At 55.3% G+C, this 24,442-nt stretch carries 23 protein-coding genes; 10 read left to right on the top strand and 13 right to left on the bottom strand.

Annotated features, from left to right (window positions below):
- Nucleotides 1-43: 43 nt before the first annotated feature.
- The 3 genes from Pan97_RS24910 (at nt 44) to Pan97_RS24900 (ending at nt 3,899) form a co-directional block, all read left to right on the top strand.
- A complete protein-coding gene (locus Pan97_RS24910) occupies nt 44-364 on the top strand; it encodes a DUF1559 family PulG-like putative transporter (RefSeq protein WP_144977579.1) in 321 nt (106 codons plus the stop codon).
- Nucleotides 365-410: 46 nt separating this feature from the next.
- Nucleotides 411-761, top strand: coding sequence for an H-X9-DG-CTERM domain-containing protein (locus Pan97_RS24905; protein WP_165698966.1), 351 nt, complete (start codon nt 411-413; stop codon nt 759-761).
- 126 nt (nt 762-887) lie between these two features.
- Nucleotides 888-3,899, top strand: coding sequence for a DEAD/DEAH box helicase (locus Pan97_RS24900; RefSeq protein ID WP_144977575.1), 3,012 nt, complete (start codon nt 888-890; stop codon nt 3,897-3,899).
- Nucleotides 3,900-3,915: 16 nt separating this feature from the next.
- Here Pan97_RS24900 and Pan97_RS24895 read toward each other — a convergent pair whose 3' ends face one another.
- A complete protein-coding gene (locus Pan97_RS24895) occupies nt 3,916-4,530 on the bottom strand; it encodes a hypothetical protein (RefSeq protein WP_144977573.1) in 615 nt (204 codons plus the stop codon).
- A gap of 188 nt (nt 4,531-4,718) precedes the next feature.
- Entirely contained in the window at nt 4,719-6,176 is a 1,458-nt protein-coding gene (locus Pan97_RS24890; protein WP_144977571.1) for a trypsin-like peptidase domain-containing protein, read from the bottom strand.
- A gap of 454 nt (nt 6,177-6,630) precedes the next feature.
- On the opposite strand from Pan97_RS24890, the gene Pan97_RS24885 reads away from it, so the two are divergent.
- The 3 genes from Pan97_RS24885 to Pan97_RS24875 all read left to right on the top strand — a co-directional run bounded on the left by Pan97_RS24885 (nt 6,631) and on the right by Pan97_RS24875 (nt 10,132).
- On the top strand, nt 6,631-7,158 hold the full coding sequence (locus tag Pan97_RS24885) for an RNA polymerase sigma factor (RefSeq protein WP_144977569.1): 528 nt from the start codon (nt 6,631-6,633) through the stop codon (nt 7,156-7,158).
- The gene (locus Pan97_RS24880; protein ID WP_144977567.1) at nt 7,155-9,305 is read left to right on the top strand and encodes a DUF1549 domain-containing protein; all 2,151 of its coding nucleotides are present in this window, start codon (nt 7,155-7,157) and stop codon (nt 9,303-9,305) included. The genes Pan97_RS24885 and Pan97_RS24880 overlap by 4 nt, the downstream gene beginning before the upstream one ends.
- Before the next feature lie 191 nt (nt 9,306-9,496).
- Nucleotides 9,497-10,132 (top strand): protein-L-isoaspartate(D-aspartate) O-methyltransferase, encoded by a 636-nt coding sequence (locus Pan97_RS24875; RefSeq protein WP_144977565.1) that lies wholly within the window; start codon nt 9,497-9,499, stop codon nt 10,130-10,132.
- A gap of 73 nt (nt 10,133-10,205) precedes the next feature.
- On the opposite strand, the gene Pan97_RS24870 is transcribed toward Pan97_RS24875, so the two are convergent.
- The 3 genes from Pan97_RS24870 to Pan97_RS27215 all read right to left on the bottom strand — a co-directional run bounded on the left by Pan97_RS24870 (nt 10,206) and on the right by Pan97_RS27215 (nt 12,330).
- Nucleotides 10,206-10,520 (bottom strand): hypothetical protein, encoded by a 315-nt coding sequence (locus Pan97_RS24870; RefSeq protein ID WP_144977563.1) that lies wholly within the window; start codon nt 10,518-10,520, stop codon nt 10,206-10,208.
- 805 nt (nt 10,521-11,325) lie between these two features.
- A complete protein-coding gene (gene panD / locus Pan97_RS24865) occupies nt 11,326-11,712 on the bottom strand; it encodes an aspartate 1-decarboxylase (RefSeq protein WP_144977561.1) in 387 nt (128 codons plus the stop codon).
- 219 nt (nt 11,713-11,931) lie between these two features.
- The gene (locus Pan97_RS27215; RefSeq protein WP_391529995.1) at nt 11,932-12,330 is read right to left on the bottom strand and encodes a nuclear transport factor 2 family protein; all 399 of its coding nucleotides are present in this window, start codon (nt 12,328-12,330) and stop codon (nt 11,932-11,934) included.
- A 565-nt stretch (nt 12,331-12,895) separates the two neighbouring features.
- Here Pan97_RS27215 and Pan97_RS24855 point away from each other — a divergent pair.
- Nucleotides 12,896-14,962 carry a spermidine synthase gene (locus Pan97_RS24855; RefSeq protein WP_144977557.1) on the top strand — a complete coding sequence of 689 codons (2,067 nt, stop codon included), beginning with the start codon at nt 12,896-12,898 and terminating at the stop codon, nt 14,960-14,962.
- Nucleotides 14,963-14,970: 8 nt separating this feature from the next.
- Here Pan97_RS24855 and Pan97_RS24850 read toward each other — a convergent pair whose 3' ends face one another.
- Together Pan97_RS24850 and Pan97_RS24845 are read right to left on the bottom strand one after the other, a co-directional pair.
- The gene (locus tag Pan97_RS24850) at nt 14,971-16,044 is read right to left on the bottom strand and encodes a PP2C family protein-serine/threonine phosphatase (protein ID WP_144977555.1); all 1,074 of its coding nucleotides are present in this window, start codon (nt 16,042-16,044) and stop codon (nt 14,971-14,973) included.
- 99 nt (nt 16,045-16,143) lie between these two features.
- Nucleotides 16,144-16,890: a sensor histidine kinase gene (locus Pan97_RS24845; RefSeq protein WP_144977553.1), complete on the bottom strand. Its 747-nt coding sequence runs from the start codon at nt 16,888-16,890 to the stop codon at nt 16,144-16,146.
- Between the two features lie 192 nt (nt 16,891-17,082).
- On the opposite strand from Pan97_RS24845, the gene Pan97_RS24840 reads away from it, so the two are divergent.
- Both Pan97_RS24840 and Pan97_RS24835 read left to right on the top strand, forming a co-directional pair.
- Nucleotides 17,083-17,568: a HEAT repeat domain-containing protein gene (locus Pan97_RS24840; RefSeq protein WP_144977551.1), complete on the top strand. Its 486-nt coding sequence runs from the start codon at nt 17,083-17,085 to the stop codon at nt 17,566-17,568.
- A 193-nt stretch (nt 17,569-17,761) separates the two neighbouring features.
- Nucleotides 17,762-18,706: an endonuclease/exonuclease/phosphatase family protein gene (locus Pan97_RS24835; RefSeq protein WP_165698964.1), complete on the top strand. Its 945-nt coding sequence runs from the start codon at nt 17,762-17,764 to the stop codon at nt 18,704-18,706.
- Between the two features lie 15 nt (nt 18,707-18,721).
- Here the strand turns inward: Pan97_RS24835 and Pan97_RS24830 are convergent, their stop codons facing one another.
- The 6 genes from Pan97_RS24830 to Pan97_RS24805 all read right to left on the bottom strand — a co-directional run bounded on the left by Pan97_RS24830 (nt 18,722) and on the right by Pan97_RS24805 (nt 23,543).
- The gene (locus tag Pan97_RS24830) at nt 18,722-19,210 is read right to left on the bottom strand and encodes a DUF6960 family protein (RefSeq protein WP_144977547.1); all 489 of its coding nucleotides are present in this window, start codon (nt 19,208-19,210) and stop codon (nt 18,722-18,724) included.
- Between the two features lie 162 nt (nt 19,211-19,372).
- Nucleotides 19,373-21,229, bottom strand: a complete 1,857-nt coding sequence (locus tag Pan97_RS24825) for a pilus assembly protein TadG-related protein (RefSeq protein WP_144977545.1) — start codon at nt 21,227-21,229, stop codon at nt 19,373-19,375.
- A 92-nt stretch (nt 21,230-21,321) separates the two neighbouring features.
- Nucleotides 21,322-21,804, bottom strand: coding sequence for a TadE/TadG family type IV pilus assembly protein (locus Pan97_RS24820; protein ID WP_144977543.1), 483 nt, complete (start codon nt 21,802-21,804; stop codon nt 21,322-21,324).
- A 116-nt stretch (nt 21,805-21,920) separates the two neighbouring features.
- Nucleotides 21,921-22,427 (bottom strand): TadE/TadG family type IV pilus assembly protein, encoded by a 507-nt coding sequence (locus tag Pan97_RS24815; protein ID WP_144977541.1) that lies wholly within the window; start codon nt 22,425-22,427, stop codon nt 21,921-21,923.
- A gap of 237 nt (nt 22,428-22,664) precedes the next feature.
- Entirely contained in the window at nt 22,665-23,246 is a 582-nt protein-coding gene (locus Pan97_RS24810; protein ID WP_144977539.1) for a hypothetical protein, read from the bottom strand.
- A gap of 78 nt (nt 23,247-23,324) precedes the next feature.
- Nucleotides 23,325-23,543, bottom strand: a complete 219-nt coding sequence (locus tag Pan97_RS24805) for a hypothetical protein (protein WP_144977537.1) — start codon at nt 23,541-23,543, stop codon at nt 23,325-23,327.
- A 95-nt stretch (nt 23,544-23,638) separates the two neighbouring features.
- Between Pan97_RS24805 and Pan97_RS24800 the strand changes: the two genes are divergently transcribed.
- Nucleotides 23,639-24,292, top strand: coding sequence for an RsmD family RNA methyltransferase (locus tag Pan97_RS24800; RefSeq protein WP_144977536.1), 654 nt, complete (start codon nt 23,639-23,641; stop codon nt 24,290-24,292).
- Nucleotides 24,293-24,442: the final 150 nt, after the last annotated feature.

Raw genomic sequence — 24,442 nt, 5'->3', positions numbered from 1 at the left:
GCTTCAGGACTCCAGTTTTAAGACTCTGTCAGGGACCCCCACCATGAAAGCTTCTCGACGCGGCGATGCCAAAGTCGTCATTATCATCTTGGTCGTTGTGTTTGGGGTGATGGCCCTCCTGTGTGCCGGCATCGTGGTGGCACTCTTGGTGCCGGCGATCGGCCAGGCCCGGATGGCTGCCCAGCGGATGCAGTCCCAGAACAACCTGAAGGTGATTGGGCTCGCCCTGCATAACTACCACGATACTTATGGTACCTTGCCGCCTGCTTATATTCCGGATGAAGATGGACAGCCGATGCACTCGTGGCGGGTGTTGATCCTGCCGTTCGTCGAAGCGAATCACATCTACGCTCAGTACGACTGACTTCTCGCAGCCATGGGACAGCCCGGCCAACATGCAGGCCTGCAAGATGATGCCGTTTGTGTACGAAAGCCCTGCCCTGGGAAATGAAGGCCAGGGGGATGCCACCACGTATGTTGCCATTACGGGACCCAAGTCGGTGTTGGGAATGGACAAGGCCAGTACGTTCGGGGAAATCACGGTGGGAACATCCAACGCCATCATGGTGGTCGAGGACACGACCAACCCGGTTCCTTGGTACAAGCCGGTCGATATCTCCCCCCAGGCACTCACGTCGAAGAATTTCGACGATCAATATTTCAACGGAGTTCAAGCGTTGATGGCCGACGGCTCGGTTCACTTCTTCCCTGAAGCCAGCAAGACTCAAGTGCAGGGTATGACGTCCGTCGATGGAAGTTAGTCCCTCTCGCGCGGCCGATTCATGCTCATTTGAACGAACAATTGCCGGTGCCCTCTTCAACTTCCCAGCCAAAGCCACGAGAATAGCGCACGTCACCTGTGTTTCTCATCTTGGGCCGGAAGCGATATGACGCCGAGCGATCCATTTCCGTCGATTAGATTCCGCGGCCAATTGCGCCCTTCACAAGTTCAGGTACGCGACGTCGCCCAGCAGCAGCTATCGCGGGGGGAGCGGCAACTGCATATCGTCGCTCCGCCAGGCTCAGGCAAGACGGTCGTCGGCCTCTACCTCTGGGCCGAAATGATCAAGCGGCCGGCGCTGGTGCTCAGTCCCAACTCGGCCATTCAATCGCAATGGGCGGCCAGGACCGACCTGTTCGAGACCGACCGGCCGATGTCGATGCTGGTCAGCACCTCCCCAGACGAGCCGAAGTTACTGACTTCGCTCACCTATCAGGCCGTCACGCTGCCGCGCCGCGGTGACGATGGGCTCGATCATGCGGCTATGTCGCTGTGGGAAGATCGCCTGATCTCGAAGGGGCAAGCCCAAGATCCGGCCGAAGCGAAGGTTTGGATTCGCGATCTGAAGAAGCACAATCGCGACTACTACGACGAGCGTCTGTCGGCCTATCGCAAGAGTGTGCGCGACGAAGCAGGCCTCGCCGGTGAATCATTTGAAATGTTGCACCAGTCGTGCCTGCGAACCTGGCAGCGACTGCGGGAAGAAGGGGTTGGGATGCTCATCCTCGACGAATGCCATCACCTGGTGGGGCACTGGGGACGCGTGCTTTCCGACGCGATGCAGTACCTCGACGATCCGATCGTCGTGGGGCTTACCGCGACGCCCCCTGACGGCGATGGAAAGATCCCCGCCGACTTCGAGCGTTACCAAGAGTTCCTCGGGCCTATCGATCATGATGTGCCGGTGCCGGCGGTCGTGCGCGATGGCTTTCTCGCTCCTTATCAGGATCTGGTCTACTTCGTCCGCCCTTCCGAGGCCGAGCTGCGCTTCGTCGCCCAGGCCGACGATCACCTGGAAGAGATTCTGCAGGAAGTCACCAACAAACCGGCCGACAACGGAGACGAAGTGTCGGTCGCGGAAGTTGCTCCGGTCGAAGAACCGGAAGGGGATGAGACGGAAGGAGACGAACTGAAGTTGCACCACGTGGGTGGAACCGAAGCGGTTTACAAGGACGAGGATAATCCCTTCGCGGATCTGATTTCGGAAGTTGAAGCCGAACAGGGAACGCCTCCCGAACCAAAGCCGCAGACGGAAGTTGCCGTCGTCGACGAGGCACCTCGGGTCAAGGCACTCGTTCCCTGGCTGCTGCAGATGCTCGAAACACGCCGACACGCAACCAGCACGTTCAAGACGTGGTCTTCCTTTCATCGTCGTGATCCCGATTTTGCGGACGCTGCCCGCGTGTTTCTGCAGACGCGAAACGTCGAGTTGCCTGCGGAAGTTCCGCCGGTGGTACTGGAAGTGCCAATCGAGGAAGTGCCGCAGATCCCAGTCATTATCCCGGTGCTCGATCGTTACGTACGGCATGGGCTGCGACGTTCGGCCAACGCCGAGGATCGTGCATTGGCCGAGAGAGTGATTTCCGGTCTGCGAATGCTGGGCGTGCAGATCACGGAAACCGGCTGCCAGGCATGCGCTTCGCCGGTCGGACGCGTGCTGGCTTATTCCAGTGAAAAAGCGAAGGCCCTGGTTCCGATTCTCATGGCCGAGATGGCGGCGCTGGGGGATGCGATTCGCGCGGTGGTGGTGACCGACTTCGAGAAGACCTCAGCCACGATCTCCGAGGTCGAACATCTGCTCAGCAGCGAAGCAGGCGGAGCGATCGCCGCGTTTCGCGTGCTGGTCAGCGATCCAAGGCTGGACGAACTCGATCCAATCCTGGTCACCGGTTCGAGCGTGCTGGTGGATGATGACCTATCGGAAAAATTCGAGGCCGCGGCCAAAGAGTGGCTCTCCAACGCCGGCTATGATGCGACGTTGACGTTCGCCGCCGAAGTTGGTTTTCACGTCGTTTCCGGCAGCGGTCGTGATTGGTGCCCTCGCGTTTACGTCGAGATGATTACCGACCTCTTCCAGCGCGGTCTGACGAAGTGCCTCGTCGGCACGCGAGGGCTTTTGGGGGAAGGCTGGGACGCGAACAAGATCAACGTACTTATCGATCTGACGACCGTCACCACGAGCATGACGGTGCGGCAACTTCGGGGGAGATCTTTTCGATTGGATCCCCAGGTTCCCGAGAAACTGGCTGACAACTGGGATGTCGTCTGCCTGGCTCCGGAATTCAGCAAGGGCCTGGACGACTATGCCCGCTTCATCAAGAAGCATCAGAACATTTTTGGCGTGACCGATGACTCGGTGATCGAGAAGGGGGTCGGTCACGTCCACCCAGCTCTGACCGATTTACGCCCTGAGTTGTTGGAAGGTTCGGTCCGTGATTTGAATCGCGACATGCTTGCACGCGTGACGCTGCGACGTGAGACACGCGACTTATGGCAGATCGGAACTCCCTATGAAGGAACTCCGAATCACACGCTGGAAATGCGAATTAAAGGGTCATCACGCGAGGCAGGCGGTTTTCCTCCGTTTGCCGGAACCAAAGAGCCCTGGTCGAGTGAGTCGCTGGTGCAAGCCATTGGCGAGGCAATTGCCCGCACGATGGTCGACCTGAAATTGATTAAGTCGCCACCGGATGTCGTAGCGAAGTCTCGAGCTGGTGGTTACGTACGTGTATTGCTGGAAGACGCCAGCGACGGGGATAGCCGTCTGTTCGTAACGGCTTTGCACGAGGCGCTCGGCCCGTTGAATCGTCCCCGCTACATTATTCCTCGCAAGCTCAAGTTCGTACGAACCAATTGGCTGTCACGCATGTTGCCGAAGATGCTCGGGCAATATTTCGAGAAGAGTGAAGACAAGACCGTGATGGTGCACGCCGTGCCCAATGCCCTGGCAAAGAACAAAGAGACGGTCGAAGTTTACCAACGCTATTGGAACCACTACGTCAGCCCGGGCTTCCCGGTGTTTGCCTTGCGGGGTGAAGGGGAAGATCTCATGCGCGAGGCGCTGAAGAAAGGGATGAGCCCAGAAGGTGATTTCCACGAAAAGGAAATCTTTCGCTAACCAGAGATGGGCTGGTTTAGCTGTTGAATAAGGCGGCAATGTCGTCTTGGCCAAGTGGTTCGTCGTCCAGTTCGTCTTCCTCTTCGGAATCCCCTTGGGCGGCCACATCTTCCGAGGATGATTCCTCGTCGTCGGATGCCTGCGAGGCAGCGAACATCGATTCGATGTCATCGGCCGAAGCGATCTCGGCAGATTCCTCACTCGCCGGCTCGTCTTGCTGAAAACCTTTCGTTTCATCCTTGCGTCCGGCCAGAAACTCTTCGAGTTCGTTATCTTCGTCCCCGGTAACGTTCGATTCGTTGACAGGCGATTGCGGTGCTTGCTCAGCGACAGGCTCGAATGATTCTTCGATTTCCGGCTCTGCTTCTGGCACAGGTTCCGGTTCCGGCGGCATGTCTTCCGGTTCGTTCATTTCCGGAAACGGCTGATTCACGGCCGTGGATGCCGGCTCGGCGTCGGGTTTCTCGGCTTCCGTTTCTTCGTCCGAGTCGATCGCGTCGATCTGGACAGTATTGTCTCGGTTGGATGGCAGGAACAACGCATACCAAGGCTGTGGCCCGTAGCCCAACAAGACTGCGGCTGCAAAACCGACAGCTAGATTCAAAACGGCAAACAGCAGAACGATGAACACGGCTTATCCACTAACGAAACCCATGTCGAAACCAGGGGGAAGCATCACCCCATGTCTGAAGCATACGCTTCAACTGGCGTTTGTTGCCGATGGCTCGCGGAATGCCGCAGCAATATTCGATCTACGGCGATTGATATCTGGATATTCGCTTTAACCGTTACAGAGCGACTCGTCGCGAAGAGCCGCTGTTAGCGACTTTGTCCACGCATGATGGGCCCAGGCCGTCCCGTGTTTTGGGAGGCTTGTCGCATGAATTCAGGCGAAGGGCTGCCAGGCAGAGTAAATACTGCCGGTTGAGCCGTCGGGTTGTCTTTCGAGCGAAGCACGACCGTAACTTCCGCTCCATCCTTCTGCCCCCGAAGATAATGCAACATCTCGCGTTCAACATCGCTTAGCCCCTGCAGGCTTTCGATGCTACTGGAAGTAGAGGCAGAGACGGACGAAACGCTGGGCGTCGAGCGCGTGGCGGGGTTCGAGGGGAAGTTGCTTTGCGGGGCATCGGGAAGCGATCGTGACGGACTGGTCATCGACGGCTGTAATGCCGAGGCCAGTTGAACGGGGCGGGCGTTCTGCTTGTTCTGGAACAGATGCGCGAGTTTCGCTTGGTTCAACACGGTATAGATGGTGGGTATGGCGGCGTAGATTCCTTCGTCGTCCTCGTCATCGGCGGCATTGCAAACGCCAACGAGTTGGCCCTGGGCATTGAATAGTCCGCCACCACTACGACCTACCGAAGGAGCCCCGGCGGCCTGCACGTTGTCGTGACCGACGTAGCGATTCACGCTGTTGATACGTGTCTGGTAAAGGTTGCGTGGTCCCCCATTGTCGCAGCCGACGCTAAATGCGGGCTGTCCTACTTGCATCTGGTGCGTGGGTGGAGCGATCGACATTGGCTTGATCGGTGATTGGGTACGAATGGCAACCAGGGCCACGTCACGCTCGAGATCATAAACGAGAATTTCACCTGGCACCGTCGTGCCAGACTCGGACTGTTGGAAGGTAATCACTTCCAGGGGCCCCTGCCCTTGTGAATCGCGGAACAAGTGAGCACAAGTCAGTACCAATGCTTCGTTACCTTGGGTATGAACGACGGTGCCACTGCCGTAGGAGTGCCCATCCGGATCGCTTACCTTCAGCTTGACGCTGGCCTGCATCGCTTGGGCGTGGATGTCACCACCGGCGGACGAAGGCGTTTGTGCCATGGGCTGACCGTACATCGCGGGCTGAACGCCAGACTGACCAGGCATGGCCATCGAGGATTGCGGCGACTGACCACGAGCTAGTCCCGTGGCGGCGTTTAGTTGAGGCGCGGCTTGGGCAACGTTCATCTGTGGTTTAGCCGCCTGGAACATCTTGGCCAGACGATCGAACGAGGTTGCACCTTCGACCGTGTCGACAATCTGATTGTTCGAGACGAGAACGAAGTAAGGCAATCCGCGAACACCCATTTGCTGGGCCATCTGCGGTTGCTGATCGCGATTGACGACTTGGATTGGGTAGCCGGCCTGTTGCATGCGTCCGATCACCGGCTGCATCTGGTGACAATAAACACACCAGTCCGCGGTAAAGCAGTAGAGGACCGCGTCGGCAGCGTTAAGCGGCGCCGTGAGCGCGAACAGTAACAAGAGCGAGGTAACCGCCTTCATCGCATCCCTCCTTGGAGCGAAATCAATCTCGGCCCAATCTTAGGCCTCGTGTCTTCGAGCGGGCCAGCGGGGATCTTGGCCCTCGAGTCTGCTTCGGAAAGAGACTCGTGCTTTTCACGTTCGGCCATCCTGGTCGAAGGGGGTCGGAAAAGCGCCGGGACAATGTCGTTTGATCATGAATTTTCAGCAATGGCAATTCGAGATGAATTTGCCGGAAATGCACAGGATGGACGAAAAACTCTCAAGTTTCCCTGTGCTATCAGCCGCGGACACCAAGTGGCAGCACAACTTTGCACCCCCAAATGATGAGATGCGCTCGCAGATCGAGGGGCCGCTTCGCGACTTTTCTCGACATTTCGAGATACACTGGAACAGTTGCCCGTGGGCATCACGAATCCTCTTAACTGACGCTCGTTTCTGAGTACTTTTCGCCTCCAGCTATCGTTTTTTTTAGATGAAAGACCTTCCGCAACACGAATCGCCTGCGGTTGATGTCGCGCAACTCGTTGCACAACATCAACTTAGCGTATGGCGTTATTTGCGGTCCTGGGGATGTTCGCCCCAGGAAGCGGAGGATCTGACTCAGGAAACTTTTTTGAAAGTCCTTGAGAAGCCGTTCGAGCAGCTGACCGATGCCGCTACCAGGGGGTATTTAAGAACCGTTGCTCGAAACTTGCTGATCGACCGCCGACGCAAAGAGGGGCGGCAAACCAACATCCAGGCGGTCGAGAACATCGAGCAGTTCTGGGTGGCGACCGACGATCGCAAGCCGGACGAACTTTTGGGATTGCTCAGTGAGTGCCTGGATAGCCTCACCGAGCGAGCCCGGATGGCATTAGAGATGCGATTTCAAGATCGCAAATCGCGTTCAGAAATCGCCGAAGCACTACAAATTGGCGAGCATGGAGCGAAAAACCTGATGCAACGGGCGAAGCAGCAGCTTCGCGAATGTATCGAGTTCAAATTGAATAACGAATCATGAACCACGAAGATCCGATCATCGATCCTCTCCTTGAGGAACTGCTGGGCCAGCAGCAGATGCCGGATCTCACTGCGCGCATCGTTAAGGCTCACCAGCAGCGACACGCCCACGGCCCTTCCGCAGTCAACGGTCAGGCCAAAGCACCACTCTCGATGGTGACCTCCGCCGTTGAAGCATCGTCGGAAAGCGCCGCCGAAGTCGAAGCTCCAACTCAAAAAACAAGCACGGCCAAGCGTCGCCTGCAACGACAGCGTTTCGTGACCGCTATCGGGTCACTTGCACTTAGTCTCTGCCTGTTGGTCGTCCTCAGTGGAGTGGCCTACATCAGTTATCAGCAGCTCATGCCAGGGCAAGGCACGCCGCTCGCCGCCGACGGGGACAAGGCCCCGTCGGCAGGCGCCCGCGACACGGGCGAGCAACCGCAACTCGCTTCCCAAAACGGTCCCAAGTCGAGTGATGTTCCCCCTCCACAAGCGATGCCGGAACCTGGCCCGAAAATGCCTGGCGTGCTCGAGTCGGTTGATCCAACCGCACTGGTCGAGAAGACGGCTCCTCGATTCGTGAAGCCGCGATCGCGTGGAAGTTTAGAACTTTCCGACGATCAGATCGTTGACCAAATCAACGAGGCGATCGCTTCCGCCTGGAAAGCTGAGAATGTCAAGCCGTCGCCGGCGGCCACCGATCACGAGTTCGTTCGTCGGACCTATTTGCAGCTATTGGGGCGTATTCCCACGGTCGAAGAGATCGAACACTTCGTTAGTCAACGACGCGACGATAAGCGTGAGTGGCTTGTCGATCAGATCTTGTCGAGCGACAAGTATGAAGCAGAGTTCGCATCGTTCTGGAGTGCTCGTTTCGCGAATATTCTCGTCGGCCGTGCCGGCGGGATGAGCGAAGACAGCCCGATTGATCGCTCCGCGCTGGAAGGCTACCTGGCCAAGCAGTTCGAGAACAACACGCCGTATAACTTGTTGGTGCAAGATCTTCTCACGGCAACCGGAACGACCAGTCCTGGAAGTGAAAGCTTCAACCCGGCGACTAACTTCCTGGTCAGCATGGTCGATGGCGATGCCAAGCTGGCGACTGCCAAGACCTGCACGGCGTTTCTCGGCCAACAGCTACAGTGTGCCGAGTGTCACAATCATCCAACCACCGGTTGGAGCCAACAGCAGTTCTGGGGGCTGAACGCATTCTTCCGCCAGACCAAATTAGCCAAAGATCGCCAGTCAGGGCAGCTGGCGATCCTCGATCAGGACTTCACCAAGAGCCGCGATTCCGACTCGGGCGAAGTCTACTACGAACAGCCTAACGGCCTTTTGAAAGTCGCTTATCCGCAGTTTGTGGATGGCACGACAATCCCACGCTCAGGCAAGGTTTCCGAAGTCGACCGTCGACAGGAATTGGCTCAGTTGATCGTCAACTCGGATCAATTCCCCAAAGCGGCCGTGAATCGCATGTGGCAGCACTTCTTTGGTGTTGGTTTCACGCAGCCGGTGGATGACATGGGGCCGCATAATCCGGCGTCGCATCCTGAGTTGTTGGATCAGCTTTCAGAGCACTTCGCCGAGTCGAATTTTGATCTTCGGCGTTTGATGCGGTGGATCACGCTTTCGCGCCCATACGGACTCTCGAGCCGACAGATCGATGAGAATCTGGCCGACAATCCGGACGCAGGTCAGCAACTGTTTGCTCGGTATTACTCGCGACAGATGGAAGCAGAGCAGCTATTTCATTCGCTGCAAATGCTGGCCAAGAATCCTGTCGAAGGAAGTCACGCCATTATCGCCTCGGTCGATGATCGCCACAGCTGGCTTGGTCAGGTCAATCAAAAAATGGGGGATGACGAAGACAGCGAAACGTCTGCCCTGGATGGTGGAATCACGCAGTCTCTGTTGTTGATGAATGGCGGCTTGATGAAACAGGCCACCGACGCTCAGGCAGCCGTTCTGAAGAAGGTTACGGCCTCGAAGATGTCGTCCCACGACAAGGTCGAGCATTTGTTCCTGGCCGCCCTGTCACGTCGACCGACCAAGCAGGAATTGTCCGCAATTAGCGAGATTCTGAAGACTCGCAACAACGAATCGGCGGCCCTCCAGGATATCTGGTGGGCCCTCTTGAACAGTAACGAGTTCATTCTCGATCATTGATTCCAGTGAGCTTTCTCTAGCCTGTGCGTTTGCCTTGGCTCGCGGTTTTCGTGAGACTAATAGATAGCACTATTTTGTAAGTGACTCGAATTGATCGGGTAGCACCGCGTTGATTGCCGCCTGGGCATGTCGATAGAAGAAGATTCTTGCCCGAAAAAGGTGACGCGGATACACGCAAAGGACCGTGCATCATGAAACTTGATCAGCAACGTGACGAGATGGTCAACCTGCTTAAAGAACGAGGCATCACTGATCAGGACGTGCTTCAGGCCATGCATGATGTGCCACGAGAAGACTTTGTCTTGCCCTCTTTCCACGACGATGCCTATGTGGATTCGGCGTTGCCACTGACGCATAAGCAGACGATCTCCCAGCCTTTGATCGTTGCCCTGATGGCCCAGGTCTTGGAGCTTCAGCCTACCGATCGAGTTCTGGAAGTGGGGACCGGTAGCGGCTACGCAGCGGCCGTCATGGGGCGTTTGGCGAAAGAGGTCTTCACCGTCGAGCGCATAGGCGATCTCGCAATCACGGCGGCTGAAACGATCAAAAGGCTGGGCATTGGCAATGTTCACGTTCGGTTTGGAGATGGGCTGAAGGGTTGGCCCGAGGAAGGACCTTACGACGCGATTGCCGTTGCCGCTGGTGGAGACCGAGTTCCCAGTGCTCTATTTGAACAGTTGGTAGTTGGTGGACGCCTGGTTATGCCGTTGGGGCCGGTGCAGGATTCCCAGAAGTTAATACGCATTCGTAAGATTGATAAGGACCGTTATGTGGAGGATGATTTCGGCGGCGTTCGTTTCGTTCCTCTCCTACCCGAAACGGACTAGGTCCACGTACCGGCATTGGATTGAGGAAGCGGTAGTCGGCCGCTTCCTCTGGGGAACGTTTCGCCGAAGGTCCTTAGGCGGCCTTCAGCTCGCTTTCCATGTTCGAGAGCGCCAGCATGAGTTGGCTCCACTCGCTGACGATTTCGAGCGTCTCGAACTGAATGACGTCGAAGTTCTCGAAGCCGCGTTCGCTCAGGCGAATCGCGTCTCCCAGCACCATCGTGCCGACTGGTTCGACTTCTGGCAGGTTGTCCACATCAAGCTCCTCTTCTTCATTGGGCAGAATATGTTCCAACGCACGATGAACGGCCCACAGGGCAGCTCGGCGGGCGTCAGCGGCATCAACAATCAAACGTAACGATCCCGATTCGACGTAGTATTTGGCCATGATTGATATCCTTTTGTGTATTGCTTTAGGGTTCTGAATAACTTGGTTGCCCTTGGGCAGTAGTAGTTATCGCGATCCGTCTGACACGTCAGGTCATGGCCGGAATAGATTTTTCCGAGCAGGTCAGAAATGAGCAAAATTGCTGGTAAGAAGGCGTGCTAGCACGCGGATGCACGCAAAAAAGGAGCCGGTCCAATGTTCTGCCCCAATAGGTCGTGAAGCATTACGCCTCACGAAAACATTGTACCGGCCCCATACGGCTCGCGGGTGTGCACCGACAGAAGGAAGCGACGTCTTGTCGCACTTGGAGTCACATCTTGTGCTCGCTATTACCGTCAGCCAATTGTGGGAATTGGCGTTAGTGCCCCGGCTAAGAGCTTAATTGTTTTGGTGACGTTCTGCCCAGTTCGCCAGCCAACACAAGCAATGTTGCTCATCTTCGGCATTCCCGCAATGGGGAAGCTCTTTGCGACTCATGTTTATGCGGTGAACCGACAGCTGGATTCGGTTTTCGCTCCTTAATCGCATTAAAAAGAAAGGTCTATGGAAAGCATATTGCCGCAGTATCTATTGCGGTGTCCTCAGTGGAAGGCTCCGACGGCTTCATTTATGTTGCGTGTTTGATGCAAATTGGACAGGCAAGCGTTGTCCGAGTGAAGGCATGCTTTCATTATTCCGCCCCGAACGGCCATCTGATATGAGAAAACTAGCAGAGGGTCGGACATGGACCTATCGCCCAACTCGGACATGCCTGACATAGGGCACAGGGAAAAGCTCATACCGTCGCGGACAAGCAGTCCGGCCGTTAGCTAGAAGAGTTCATCGAATCCGATTCAACGATACAGTCGGTCATTCGGTTGGCTTCGTCAACCAGAATCACGCGAGGTTGGTGCCCCTCGATTTCCTCCGCAGTGTACTGCGCATAGCAAACGATGATGACCAGGTCGCCGGGGCTTACCAGGTGAGCTGCCGCACCGTTAATTCCAATGACGCCGGAACCTGCTTCGCCGGGAATGGCATAGGTGGTAAGGCGCTGGCCATTGGTAACATTTAGGACGTCGACCTGTTCGTGCGGCAAGATCTGAGCCGCTTCCAACAAGTGGGAATCGATGGTAACGCTGCCTACGTAGTCCAGGTCGGCCTGGGTTACAGTCGCGCGGTGAATTTTTGATCGGAGAAAGGTACGTAGCATCCCAATGCTTTCGTAGGTTCGTTCCCGATGCCTCAGAGTATTTCTGCAAACGGCAATTTCGGGGAAGCCACTATCAGCAAGGCTAACACAAGCCAAGCCTCTTATTATATCGGATAATGACAAGAATGGAAAAAGCCCCCAGGTGGAAACCTGGGGGCTTTTTTGCGTTTGGAATGGCTGGGATATCGGTCAAAAAGATAAATAGAGGCAGATAGGTTGCTATTCCACGCAGGTATCAGCTTCAGATCCTACGCTAATGGGCGAAGAATAATGAAGCTGAGCAATTTGCCAACCGAGGTGATTCTGAATCATGACGGCTGTAATTCGCAGGGGGACTTCGGCTTTCCGGTATCCGGCTTGAACATAGAGGTAGCAATCGGTGGCGAGCCAGGCGACCTGACCCATCGTCGAAACACTTCTCCATCCAAATCGCATCCGGAGAGTATCTGTTTGTTCCCAGTCTCGGCGAACTTGACCCCAAATAGCCGCGGAACCGACGTTTCGCTCGTCGCATCCACTTCCCAGGACCACAGCATCTCGATCTGAACAAAACAGGCCTAAAAGTCTCCCTTTATCTCGGCTTGCATAAGCGTCTGCGAACTGGCGCAGCACACTCATGACATCCGCTTCGACAGAAGCAGTTGCGTACACGACAATCTCCCTGTCATGCGCGAGCGCATTCAAGCACATTATTGCCTACGAGAATAAGCAAGTTGAATAGAACAGATTCGAGAAGAGGTCCAATCGCGAGTCGTGAGGCTAAACAGACTCTTAGGTGGCCCAACAGGAACCGGTTAAACTAGCTCGATCGCCGAGGCATCTGGCTGAAACACACTCCCTAAGGAACCATTTCACCCGCGAAATCGAGGCACAATACGCAGATGAAACACTAGCAGAAAAGGATAAGGCTGTATCACAGATTTTAACGGAATGTTTTCGCGATCTCCAAGAACAATTGATCGGCTTGGGCCGATTAAAACAGAAAGAATTCTGTAGAAAACCGTTGCGCGCTGCTTAGTGGAAGGCAATTTTTCATTAGACGAAGTATCAGCTCGTCCATTATGGGGGCGGGTATAAGCTCGCGCAAAACAGCCTTCTTCGTGACCTATGCTTTAGGGCCGTTCTGCGCGCCGATTTGCCGGCGATTGCCTTCCTCGGAGTCCCCAACGCGGGAAAACTATCTGTGGCGAACAACAAGAACAATCTCGTTTATGCGTGGATCCTCCCGCTCGCTGTCTTGTGGAGTGCCTTCCTGCTGTTCCAAGTCCAGCCACTGATCAGCAAGACAATCCTTCCCTGGTTTGGCGGAAGCCCAACCGTGTGGACGACCTGCATGCTGTTCTTTCAGGTCGTTCTTTTCGCTGGCTACCTGTATGCCCACTTGCTAGCAACCTATGTGCCCAAGCGATGGCAGGGGATTATTCATGCGGGCCTGATGATTGCCGCTCTTTTGCTCATGCCCATTTCCCCAGGGGATGACTGGAAGCCGACGGCCGATGTTTGGCCGCCTGGGTATATCTTGCTTCTGTTGGTGACTCACCTGGGGCTCCCATACTTTCTGCTGGCCGCCAATGGACCGCTGCTTCAGCACTGGTTCAGCCAGTTGGCTCCCGGGAAAACCCCGTACCGACTTTATGCGTTGTCCAACATCGGCTCGCTCGCTGCACTTCTGACCTACCCCTTCCTGGTTGAACCGAATTGGACGCTGCCGACCCAATCGGGAGCTTGGGGTTGGGGATATGCCGGATTCGCGTTGCTGTTGATTCCGATCGCGATTGCCATCGTTCGCAATCAAGCTGGCACCCAAGAAGCTTGTGAGTTACCCGGTGATTCTCTGGACGAAGCGGTACCAGGATGGAAGACGCTGGCGGCATGGTTGGCTCTGCCGGCGTTCGCTTGCGTGATGCTTTTGGCCACGACTAATCATGTCTGTCAGGACATGGCTGTGGTGCCGTTCTTGTGGGTTGTCCCTCTGAGTCTATATCTGCTGACGTTTATCTTTTGCTTCGATGGCGAAGGATGGTACCGACGTGGTTGGTTGGGGTGGATGGCGATCGGCAGCATTGTATTGATCAGTGTTTTGGAATTGTTGGGGGGTATGCTCGACATTGGCTGGGTCGCCGTTTCCTATTTTGGAGCGATGTTCTTCGTGTGCATGATCTGTCACGGAGAACTCGTTCGCTTAAAGCCTTCGACGCGACATTTGACGCTTTACTACCTGATGATTGCCGGTGGTGGTGCCTTGGGAGGAATGTTCGTATCGCTTGTGTGTCCACTCATCTTTTCGCAGTACTACGAAATGCCGCTCAGCCTGATCGTGGCCTTCGCCTTGGCATTGTGCGTTACGGTTAGTTCGCTCGAGAAGCGCCTCGGATCGATTCCGCTCTGGTCGATGGGGCTGTTGTTCTGTGGAATGCTGGCGATGTTGTCGGGGCAATTGCGTTCGTTCCAGTCGCATTACCTCGAGTCGCAACGAAACTTTTACGGCGTGCTCAGCATTGGCGAAGTTCCTACCAACGACGGTCAGTCGATACTGGCGATGTACCACGGGCGGATTATGCATGGCTTTCAATACCAGGCAGAAGCAAAGCGAGGGGAACCCACGTCGTACTACGCCCGAAACACGGGCGTTGGGCTTGCATTGGCACGATTGCCCAAACAGGACGGGAAACGCGTTGGCGTGGTTGGTCTGGGAGCAGGAACACTAGCAGCCTACGCTCGTGAAGGTGACTACTATCGCTTCTACGAGATCAATGACGACGTCATCGAAATGGCCAACGAGCACTTCACCTTCCTGCAAGATTGCCAGGCCGAGCATGACCTGGTGCTTGGCGATGCCCGACTGTCTTTGGAACGTGAACCCGATCAGCAGTTCGATCTGTTGGTACTCGATGCGTTTAGTGGCGATGCCATTCCGACGCACTTACTGACGCGGGAAGCATTTCGGATTTATCAGCGGCACCTGGCTGAAGGGGGCGTCCTGGCGATTCATGTGAGCAACAAGCATCTTGACCTGCGGCCGGTGGTGCTCGGAACGTGTGATGAGTTTGACTTGGAAACGCTCTACATCACCACCGCCCCGGATGCCGCTACGCAGCAGACTGGGTCGCAGTGGATCATTGCGTCGAAGAACCATCAATTCTTGTCGGACGATACGATGCAGTCCGCAGCGACGAATTTGGGGCCACACATGGTTTACGCAAAACCGTGGACAGATAACTTCAGCAATCTTCTCGAAGTGTTGAGGTAGAAACAGATTTACGCGATCTTGATGATGACCGCCGTCAGGTCGTCATGGGCCTTGGCGGCAACCGCGAAGTTGCGAACCTCAATGTCCAGACGCTTGACCATTTGGGCCGCGGTCAAATCACGATGGGTCGCAATCAGATCGGCAATGCGGTGCGTACCGAATTGCGATCCGTCTTGTCCTTCGGTTTCATGAATGCCATCGGTGCACAGAACGAGGATTTGACCCGATTCGAGCGTTATCGGGTCAGGACAGGGATACTCAAAATTGTCGATGACTCCCAGCGGTGGGCCGCTTCGTTCCAGTTCTTCAAAGGAGCCGTCGGATTGGATCAGTAAACCGTTTTGTCCGGCACCCAGATATTCGATCTGTTGCTCTCTTAGATCGAGTCGAACCACCAGCGCCGTCATAAAGTCGCCGGCCTCGACGTCTTCAGCAATCGCATTGTTCCAGGTATTGATGATGGGTTGGCATTGCTTGCGTGTTCTGGCGATACCGCGGAAATAAGAACGCGAAGTCGTCATCAGCAAGGCTGGTCCGAGACCATGCCCGCACACATCGGCCACGGTGACGATCAGCGTGTCGTCGTCGGGTTGCACGAAATCGAAGTAGTCGCCGCTGGTCCACTCGGCCGGTCGAGATAGAAACGCGATATCAAGCCCCGGAACATGGGGTGCAGACCTGGGGAGTAGATTCGATTGAACGCGCTGCGCCAGCATCATCTCTTCGCGGCTATGTTGTACTTCACGATTCAACAGCGCATTCTCGCTTGCCAATAAAGCCCTGGCCGCTTCGTTTTCCTTGAACAGCGGCTCGATCGTGGCAATGCCGGCAAAGAAAAGGATTGCCGTTAGCAGCGTTGCCAACGTTTGAACCCACAACGTCGGCTCCCAGATGATGTCGCCGGGCGGGGACTGAATCGTATCGACGATGCCAGCACCAATCCAAAGAGTCATCAAGACACCGGCCCCAGAAATGAAGAGCCAAGCGTACCGACGTCGGTAGATGGTGTTCAGGCGCAGTGCCATCAGGACTGCGACCAATTGGAACAGGGCGGCGAGCCCCAGAACGAAGGTGAATGCCATGTTGCTGCCGTTACAATCCACTCTGGCGAATTTTGCGCTTGCCAGTTACTAGCGATTGTTGAGGATTGCTCAGTATGCGGCAATGAGCTTCACGATTTCTTAATGGTTTATTGCTTCGACCGGAATGCAGAGTTCGATCTTGGTACCATGTTTTGGGGCACTCTCGATCGTGAGCTTCCCTTCCAGTAAATCGGCTTTCTGTTTCAGTCCGGTCAGTCCATAGCTAGTCAGTTCGATCGATTCGACATCAAAGCCTATGCCGTCATCTTGAACGCAAGCAATGAGGCTCTGCCCCCGTTGGCCGAGTGAGACATCAATCCTGATCGCTTCGCTGTGTTTTCGTGCGTTCGTAATGGACTCTTGAAAGAAACGAAATAGGCACGATCGCTGCCAGGGAGCAAGACGCGGCAGATCCCTATCGATTTCAACATGGATTTGAGCGGTCGAAAGAGAAGGCAATTTGATGAATTCTTGCAGGGCCGCCTCGATCCCTTCCTCGTCAAGACGCTTGGGATTGAGGCCTTGGATCAAGCGTCGTGATTCGGCTAGTGCCTCTTCGAGGATGGCTCGACACCGATCGAGGGAAGTCGAATCAGGCTTCTCTTTATCGTAAGCCTCGAGGAAGAGAAGTGCCGCGGTGATCTGCTGCGTGAGACCATCATGGATCTCGAAGCCAATCGACTGTCGCCAGCGTTCCAGGTGATCGATGTATCGCCACAAATTAGCCTGGGCTTCCTGGCTTAACGGTGTTAGCTTGGACACGTCGTTACCAGGTGGAGCGGTGGAATGAGCCCCGTTCGGTTCATCCGAAGAGGGTGTCGGGTTGGAAAGGAAATGGGAACTCATAGCTCACTTCCGTGATCCGCGAATATGATTCGTTAACGTTAGTTTCCGTGATCATTTGGAAACAGAGTGCCCCTCCGCTCTTAATCATACCCCCGCGTGGGTGGTTGAGTCAGCGCGTTTTTGTCCAAATCGAAGTAATATCCGCCACTTGGGCGTGAAATTCCTCGTCTTTGAACTCTGGGAAAGAAACCTATGGAAGTATCGCACGCCGTCCAGGCTTTGGGGGGGACCAATACGGAAGAACGTCGGAAAGCCGCCGAAGCCTGTGCCAAGGATCCAAGTATCGCCATGGCCGCGATTGTTCCTCTTTGCCGCTGCTGCGGCGATAGGGATGAACAGGTCAGCCAGTGGAGCCAAGCGGCATTGGAAGAGTTGGGACCGCCAGAGGCCGATGAGCTTGAGTCACTGCTCGAGCTAACGACTTCAGCTGAACTGACCGCCTATTGGGCCGTGACACTTGTCGGGCGACTTCAAGCCAAAGCGTCTCCGGCAGCGGCGCACCTGGCAAATCTGATCGAGAAAGAAGACACCCCCGTCGAAGTCCGTAATCGCGCCATCTGGGCGATTGGCCAGATCGGAGCCGTGGATGAATCGATCAAGACAACGCTCGAAAAGGCCGCTCAAAGTGAAAATGCCCGTACGGCTCGTTTGGCCTCAAAGGCATTGAGCAACATGTAGCAGACCAAAGAGTGCTATCACTGCGAGCAGCAATTTTTCCGCGGCTCGCCTTCTTTTCTGCTTTCTTGCCAGCGACTGACCTGGAAGTGGGGAATCCCTTTCGGTAAGGTTGCCCCGCTTGTACTAGGTACCTTGTTATGGATGACAGGGTGTCTGCTGGCAGTCGAAACCGCACATGGCAAGGAGGCTTCAAGTGCGCGCTCTCATTCTTTCTTCGCTCGCGTTTATTGTTGGTCTTGTTGCGGCTACCGGTTGCAATGTCGAGCAGGTTCTCGAGCAGTTGCCCGACGGCGTGCAGACTTCGGCCACATCGACAGCGCAGCCAGGAGATTCGATCCGCCTTGCCAGTTTCAACATTCAGGTCTTTGGACAATCGAAGATTGACAAACCGGATGTGATGAAGGTACTGACTCAAGTAGTCAAGTCGTTTGACATCGTGGCAGTCCAAGAACTTCGCAGTAAAGAACAAGACGTCATCCCCCGTTGGCTGGAAATGATCAACGCCGATGGTTCCCAATGGGCCTCGCTCGTCGGACCGCGCTTGGGACGCACGTCGAGCACAGAGCAGTACGTCTTCCTATACAATACTGCCAAAATCGAATTCATCGAAAAGAGCGACTTCACCATCAACGATCCACACGACTTATTGCACCGCGAGCCGTACGTCGCCTCGTTTCGTACTCGCGTAAATCCTGGCGTCCAGCCGTTTAGCTTCACCTTGATTAACATCCATACCGACCCGGACGAGGTCGACGAAGAGATGGATGCCCTGGGCGAGGTTTATGAAGTCGTCCGCGATGCCAATCCGAACGAAGACGATGTCATCCTTCTAGGTGACTTGAATACCGACTACACCCACCTAGGCATGTTGGGGCAAGTTCCGGGTATCTTTGCCACCGTCCAGGGAACGCCCACCAACACGCGCAAGAGCAAGAGCTACGACAACATCGTCTTCGACCACCGACGTACGACCGAATTCGCCGGTCAGGCAGGCGTACTGGACCTGATGGCTGCCTTTAAGATGACCGAAGATCAAGCGTTGGAAATCTCCGACCACTTACCCGTCTGGGCGACTTTCTCTTCGGTGGAAGCAGGTGGCGGAGCGTTGGCCTCTGCTCCGGCAGGGACAACGCGTTAGTACGCTTTACACGCTTTACTGCGGCTCGTACTCGTGCATCGCGTGGAATTCTTTCGGCGGCTCGAAAGGGCGTAGATCCTTGGCCAAATAGGGGTTCTGGCTCTTGAGATCACCCCGGATGAGATAGTACTGCGGTTCCTGGTAATAGTCGCTCCAGCGAACCGCATAGATGGTGCCGGTGGTTGTCTTCTCGACATCGAATTGATGGGCCAGTTCGACGACCTCACCCATCTTGTATTTTGGCTCAGGGACTTCTTCCATCATCACTGGGCGTATCTTCATTTGGACGTCGCCGTAGCTGATCAGGTAGAAGTCGTCGTCCGTGACTTCGCGGCGAAAGATGAAATCGCTCGGAATCAGGCCTTCTGCTTTGTGGCGATCCTGGGGAAAGATCCAACCGTCACCATCTTCCGGCCAACGGGGAAACATCACCCAGACTACCGGTGGTTTAACGGGAAAGACTTCACTGTTTTGGATGGGGATCGAATCGTCCGTAGGTGCCATGCCGGGTAATTCTCGCGATGGTGTCTAGTGAGTCGAACTTGGACTGACCTCTTTCATTCTAACGAACATTTGGCCTGACAAGAAACAACACAAGGTGGCTGCCGAGGAGGTACTACCCCAACGACAACCACCTTGCAGGACACGTCGTGGTGTGCCTCGTGGTTAATCTTCGGCCTGACTCAGGTCGTAAACCAGTTGCGGTGGCGGAACCTTGGCGGCGATTTGCTGAAATGCGGAGAGCATTTGAGATTCCAATTCGGCAATCGTCGAGCCGCCAGGAACGCTGATGTGAATGCCGCCACACGCATTGGCAATAGCCGTCATCACGTCACGGTCCGCACTGGCACCCACACTCATGGTGTGGATCGTCACGCCACGCTTGTGGGCTTGGACGGCTTCCCAGATGGCATATTGTTTCGAGCGGTCGTTGGTGGAGTAGTCGGCGTTGCCGTCGCCATCGTAGTCGGTGTAGTCATCCCAGTCCCAGTCGTAAGGCAAGCTCCAGCCACTCTTGTAGCGGTTGGCGTTACCGTCGGTCATCAGCACGATCGTCGGACGAGCACCATGTCGTGCGTGAGCTTGAAGCAACTCATCCGCTTCATCCACGCCAAAGCCCATCGCCGTGAAACTGCCATAGTGACCGGCCTGCTTGTGGCGTTGAATCGTATCGAGCGAATCGTAGTCGTCCGAGATCAGGTTGCCATTCAAGCTGGCATACGCGTCGCCATCGTTGAGCGTATGCTCGACGCGAGAGGACTCATCGTAGGAAACGATCCCCACTTCGTCACCGAAGTCGAGATCTTGCAGGAAGTCGAGGAACAGAGAAAACCCGTTTTTCACCGCGTGGAACGGATAGTGTGGTGCCTTCCAAAGGTCTTCCGTTTCATAGTTGTGATAGCGATTGGTCAGGATGTAATCGACGAAGTTCAGTTTGCCATACTTCTGGCGATTACCGCTATCGCTCGGGACGTTGTCTCGGCAGTAGTTGATGAACTCGTCCCAACTTCCGCGACTGTAAGGGTAGTTGATGTTGTCCAAGCCAAACGCCTGCTTCACGGCGCTGTTGGTGTCGCGGAATTCTTCCCCGTTGCCGGTAGCGTTGCCCGCCCGCACGTAGACCCGGTCGATTTGGCGATTGTTGTTCGAGCCTGTTCCCGAGAACGTTCCCGTCTTGCTATTGGGATAGAAGTATTGTGATTTTCCGTTGCTAAAGTACAGGCGAACCCGCGAGATGTTCTTGGTCGACTCGACGTAAACTTCGCGATCTTTGAAGGTCACCTTGTTTTGTGGGGCTGCCGAACTGGTCGGTGGATCGCCGACGATCGTCAGATATTCCTGTTCAAACGACAGGCTGCCGACGTTAGGGTTCATCGCATTGAAAATGTCGACCATGTTCGCTTCGATGTTGCTTTGTCCCAAGCGACTGATCGAAGTGTAGCGGCTGTCGTCGTTCATCGAACCAGAGAAGTCGAGCACCACGACCATGTCGCGAGCTTCAACGAACGCGATAGCCTCCGCACGCAGGTCAATCGTCGGAGTTCCCACTGCCCAGCCGAATGCCAACGGCACCTTGCTGTCGCGTGCGCTCATATCTTCCTGGTCGCGGCGAGCGGTAACTTTGACCACGTTGTAAGGGCCTTCATTCCAGGTGATATCCCACTTGCCGGTTCCTTCGTTGTAGGTTCGCTTGCCAAAGACAACGTCATTATCCGCGTCGACGTAAACCCCGTTGCGGTCAGCAACATCGGCGGCCATGGCACGGGCATGTTCCAGCGAGATCGAGTTGGGATCGCCCCCTTCGCTTGCACTTTGGACGGCCGACGTGATCTCTTGCGAGGCCGCTAAGGCCGCCGCATCGACCGCGTTTTGCAGACGTGTCTGCTCCATCGCAATCAGACCGGAGTCGATGCCGAGCGAGAGGAAAGCGAACAGCACGATCATCACGAAAGCCGCAAGCACGATGAACACGCCGCGTCTGTTGTGCCGCTGAGTTGTCTGGGGAATGCTTTTGCTGGCCATGGATCTGTTTCTTTCTGAACCTGCTAGGGAGTGTTGTCGGCGGTGTGCCAACCAGGATCGAAAAGGGTGAAACTAAGACGATAGGATGCGGGCTACTGTACGATCGTCGACCTGGTATTGCGGAAGATGACGGCGGTCGAAAGGTCGTAGTCCAAGTTGTCGGGTACCGGCATCGCTGCTACCTGAGACATAGGCAAAGCGATGCGTACCTGAAATAAGTCAAGATCGTTGTTGGGATCGTCTAAGTTGAAAGATTCACCTGGCTTTCCAGCAGGTTCGATATAGATCTGAAGCTTCTCCGGATCGTATCCGGAAGCTTCCAGGCTGTTGCGAATATCGGAGATGATTTTGTCGTTCGTCTTAATGCCACTGGCAACCCAGTCGGCACGATCCATCGCACCCAGGCGGGCTCCGTCGCGAGCGACTTGTGCCAGCTGGCCATAGGTTTCGAACATCCGGCTGGCTTCCAGCATGCCTAGGATCAGCGTCAAGAAAACGGGCGCGATCACGGCGAATTCCACCGTTGCCGTCGCGCGGCGATTGGTCAGAGCGCGTCGTCGATGAAAAAGGTTCATGGCGTTTCGTTGGGAAAAGGATTTTATAAAGCACTAACGTGCATAAGTTGCTTTGCTTGTCCTGTCTTCCGCTAGGGGAAGCGGGGACCGGAATCGGCTGCCGCACGCGAGATTCGTTACTCGTGTCGCGTGAACGTTTCGCCGCTCAGCAGTACGTTGCCTAGCCACGGATGTGGAATCAAGGAAACGTTGCCATACGGTATGGAGGCGCGAATCATGAACAGCTGCCGCGGTTCGGCGTCTTCAAGTTCGATATCAGGCATGGCCTGAAAATCTTCCAACGTCGTCGGGGCATCGCCACCGTTGTCAAATTGGCTGGCGTCTTTGATTTGGATGGTGACCATCGAAGGGTCGACCGCTCCGCCCATTCGCTCGCGGGCATATTGTTCGACTTCCGCGGTCGTGGCACCGGTAGCCGAGCCCCAGCGAGCCGCGGTGCGCGTGGCATTCTTTAGTACGTTATTGACCATCGTGGCATGGCCGAATTCGATGATCGCAAAGACGAACATAAAAAAAACCGGCATCACGAGTGCGGTTTCCACAATCGTAGCGCCGGTTCTTTTCCCACATCGGTTGTGCGAAAAAATAGATACCTGACGCGAATTGCGACGCTTTCGCCACATGGCGAGGGCCTCTTCTGTGGTGCGGAATAGTGCGAGAGATTAGGTTCCGTAGCAACTCGCTCACGACTTCTAATTCAATGCATCAGAAGAACGAGATGAGTTGTTATTGAAAACCTAGTTCACAAATCCGGCATTTGCAGAAAGAATCTGCAAGTTTTAGGCAAGCGTTGCCGAGAGGGTGCCTGCTGGGCGTGAGCGGTAGTGCCAATCATACCCTGCGGCGTCGAATTCTCGAATTTACGGTCCTTCTTCTTTGGCGACCGTATCGACCAATACCAGGATCTTGCCGGTATCTTCGTTATAACCGTAAATTTCGTACCAGCGTAGCTTGGCGAACTCGATGCGATTGTCACGCATCATTTGCATGAACTCTTTATATGACGGGAACTTGCCGTTAAGGGCCTTGTAATGTTGAACCTGTTGTTGAAGTCCGAGCGTGCTTGCCCTGGCTGCCAGCGTGAAGTAGCCGGACGCGGCCTGGCTGAATGGATCAACTCCTTCGATGTTGCCGTCACGGGCCTCGATACCTTGTTTCTTTAACCACTCTTTGGCATCAACCACTTCATCGGTCGTCTGGTGAATGACCCCCTTTTTGGGTTTTGGCTCTGGGGCAGGTTCTTCCGGCGGCTTTTCCTCGGAGGGAGTCTCGGTCGTGGCCTGTTCGGTCATCGGTGAGGACGAGGCTGTCTCTGGCGGTGGCGCTTCCGAGTTGGCGACCGCATTATTGTTGGCATCTTTTGGCTGGTCCAAATTCGCGATGGGCTCTCCGCAGCCAACCAGAAAGAACGTCAGCGAAAGACAAACTGCATATCGCAACATGAGAAGACCGCCTAAGAACAGAAAGACTGGAATACCGACGACATTATTTTCGCGCGTTTTAAGGTCTCTTGCAAGCATTTACAACGAAGACGAATTTGCGATCCGATGGGCGAAATACCCCCCCACCAATATTCCACCCAGGCAGACGAGAAACGCGGCGCCGCCAATTCCGAGGATCAGATTGCTCCCCAAAGCAATTCCCATCAGGAAGATGATCGCCGCCAGATTGCCGACTGCCACACAATAGATCTGTCGCTTACGCCACTTTTCGATCGCGGCACGTTGTTCGTCATTCATAAAAGTGTGTCTCAGGTGGGGGTGCGCAGCTTGCCGCTCCATGCTACCATAAGTGCTCGCTGAACTTGTAATATCCTCCGATCGACCGGACTTCAATGGCCAAACGTCGCCCCGTGAAGAAGAAACCCGCTCGCGGTGCTGCCACGCAACCGCCGAGTGTCGACGCCCCGATGCGAATTATTGGCGGCCGGCTGAAGAATAAGAAGATCGAGTATTCCGGCGACACTCGAACCCGCCCGATGAAGGAACGGGTTCGAGAGGCGGTCTTCAATCTGATTGGCCCCTCAATTAAGGGCAAGATCGCGATCGACCTTTTCGCTGGGACCGGAGCGCTAGGGTTGGAAGCGATCAGCCGCGGAGCGATTCAGGCCCACCTGATCGAGCGTCATGTACCAACCTCGAAGCTGATCCGAAACAATGCCGAGGCCCTGGAGATCACCGATCTGATCACCATCTATGCCCATAACTCGTTTATGTGGGTTAAAAAGGAACTGGGCAAAGTTGCGCGGACGCCGTGGGTCGTGTTCATTTGCCCACCGTACGACTTTTTCGTCTCTCGCTGGGAAGAGATGGAGAAGCAGATGGTAACCCTACTTGAGGCCGCACCCCCGGAAAGCATCCTGATCGTCGAGTTCGATGATCAGTTCGATGGGGCCCAGCTTCCGGATGCCGAGAACTGGGATGTCCGGGTCTATTCCCCTGCGCATGTCGGCATCTATCGGCTGCCGTCTGACGAAGAAGCTTCGTAGCAAACCACCCGCTTCTACTGCTTACTGCTAATTACACTCAGCTAGCAGTGCATCTTTATCGTCTGAAGTAGAGTTCCGACCCGGTCATGACCGATGTAGGGGAGAGACGGCTTATTGCGAAAGTGCTGGCTCCTTAAGACCCCCGGCGTA

The sequence above is a fragment of the Bremerella volcania genome, from assembly GCF_007748115.1.
Classification (GTDB): domain Bacteria; phylum Planctomycetota; class Planctomycetia; order Pirellulales; family Pirellulaceae; genus Bremerella; species Bremerella volcania.
Note: the sequence above shows the minus strand (reverse complement) of the source record. Positions and strands in the feature narration are given on the sequence as shown.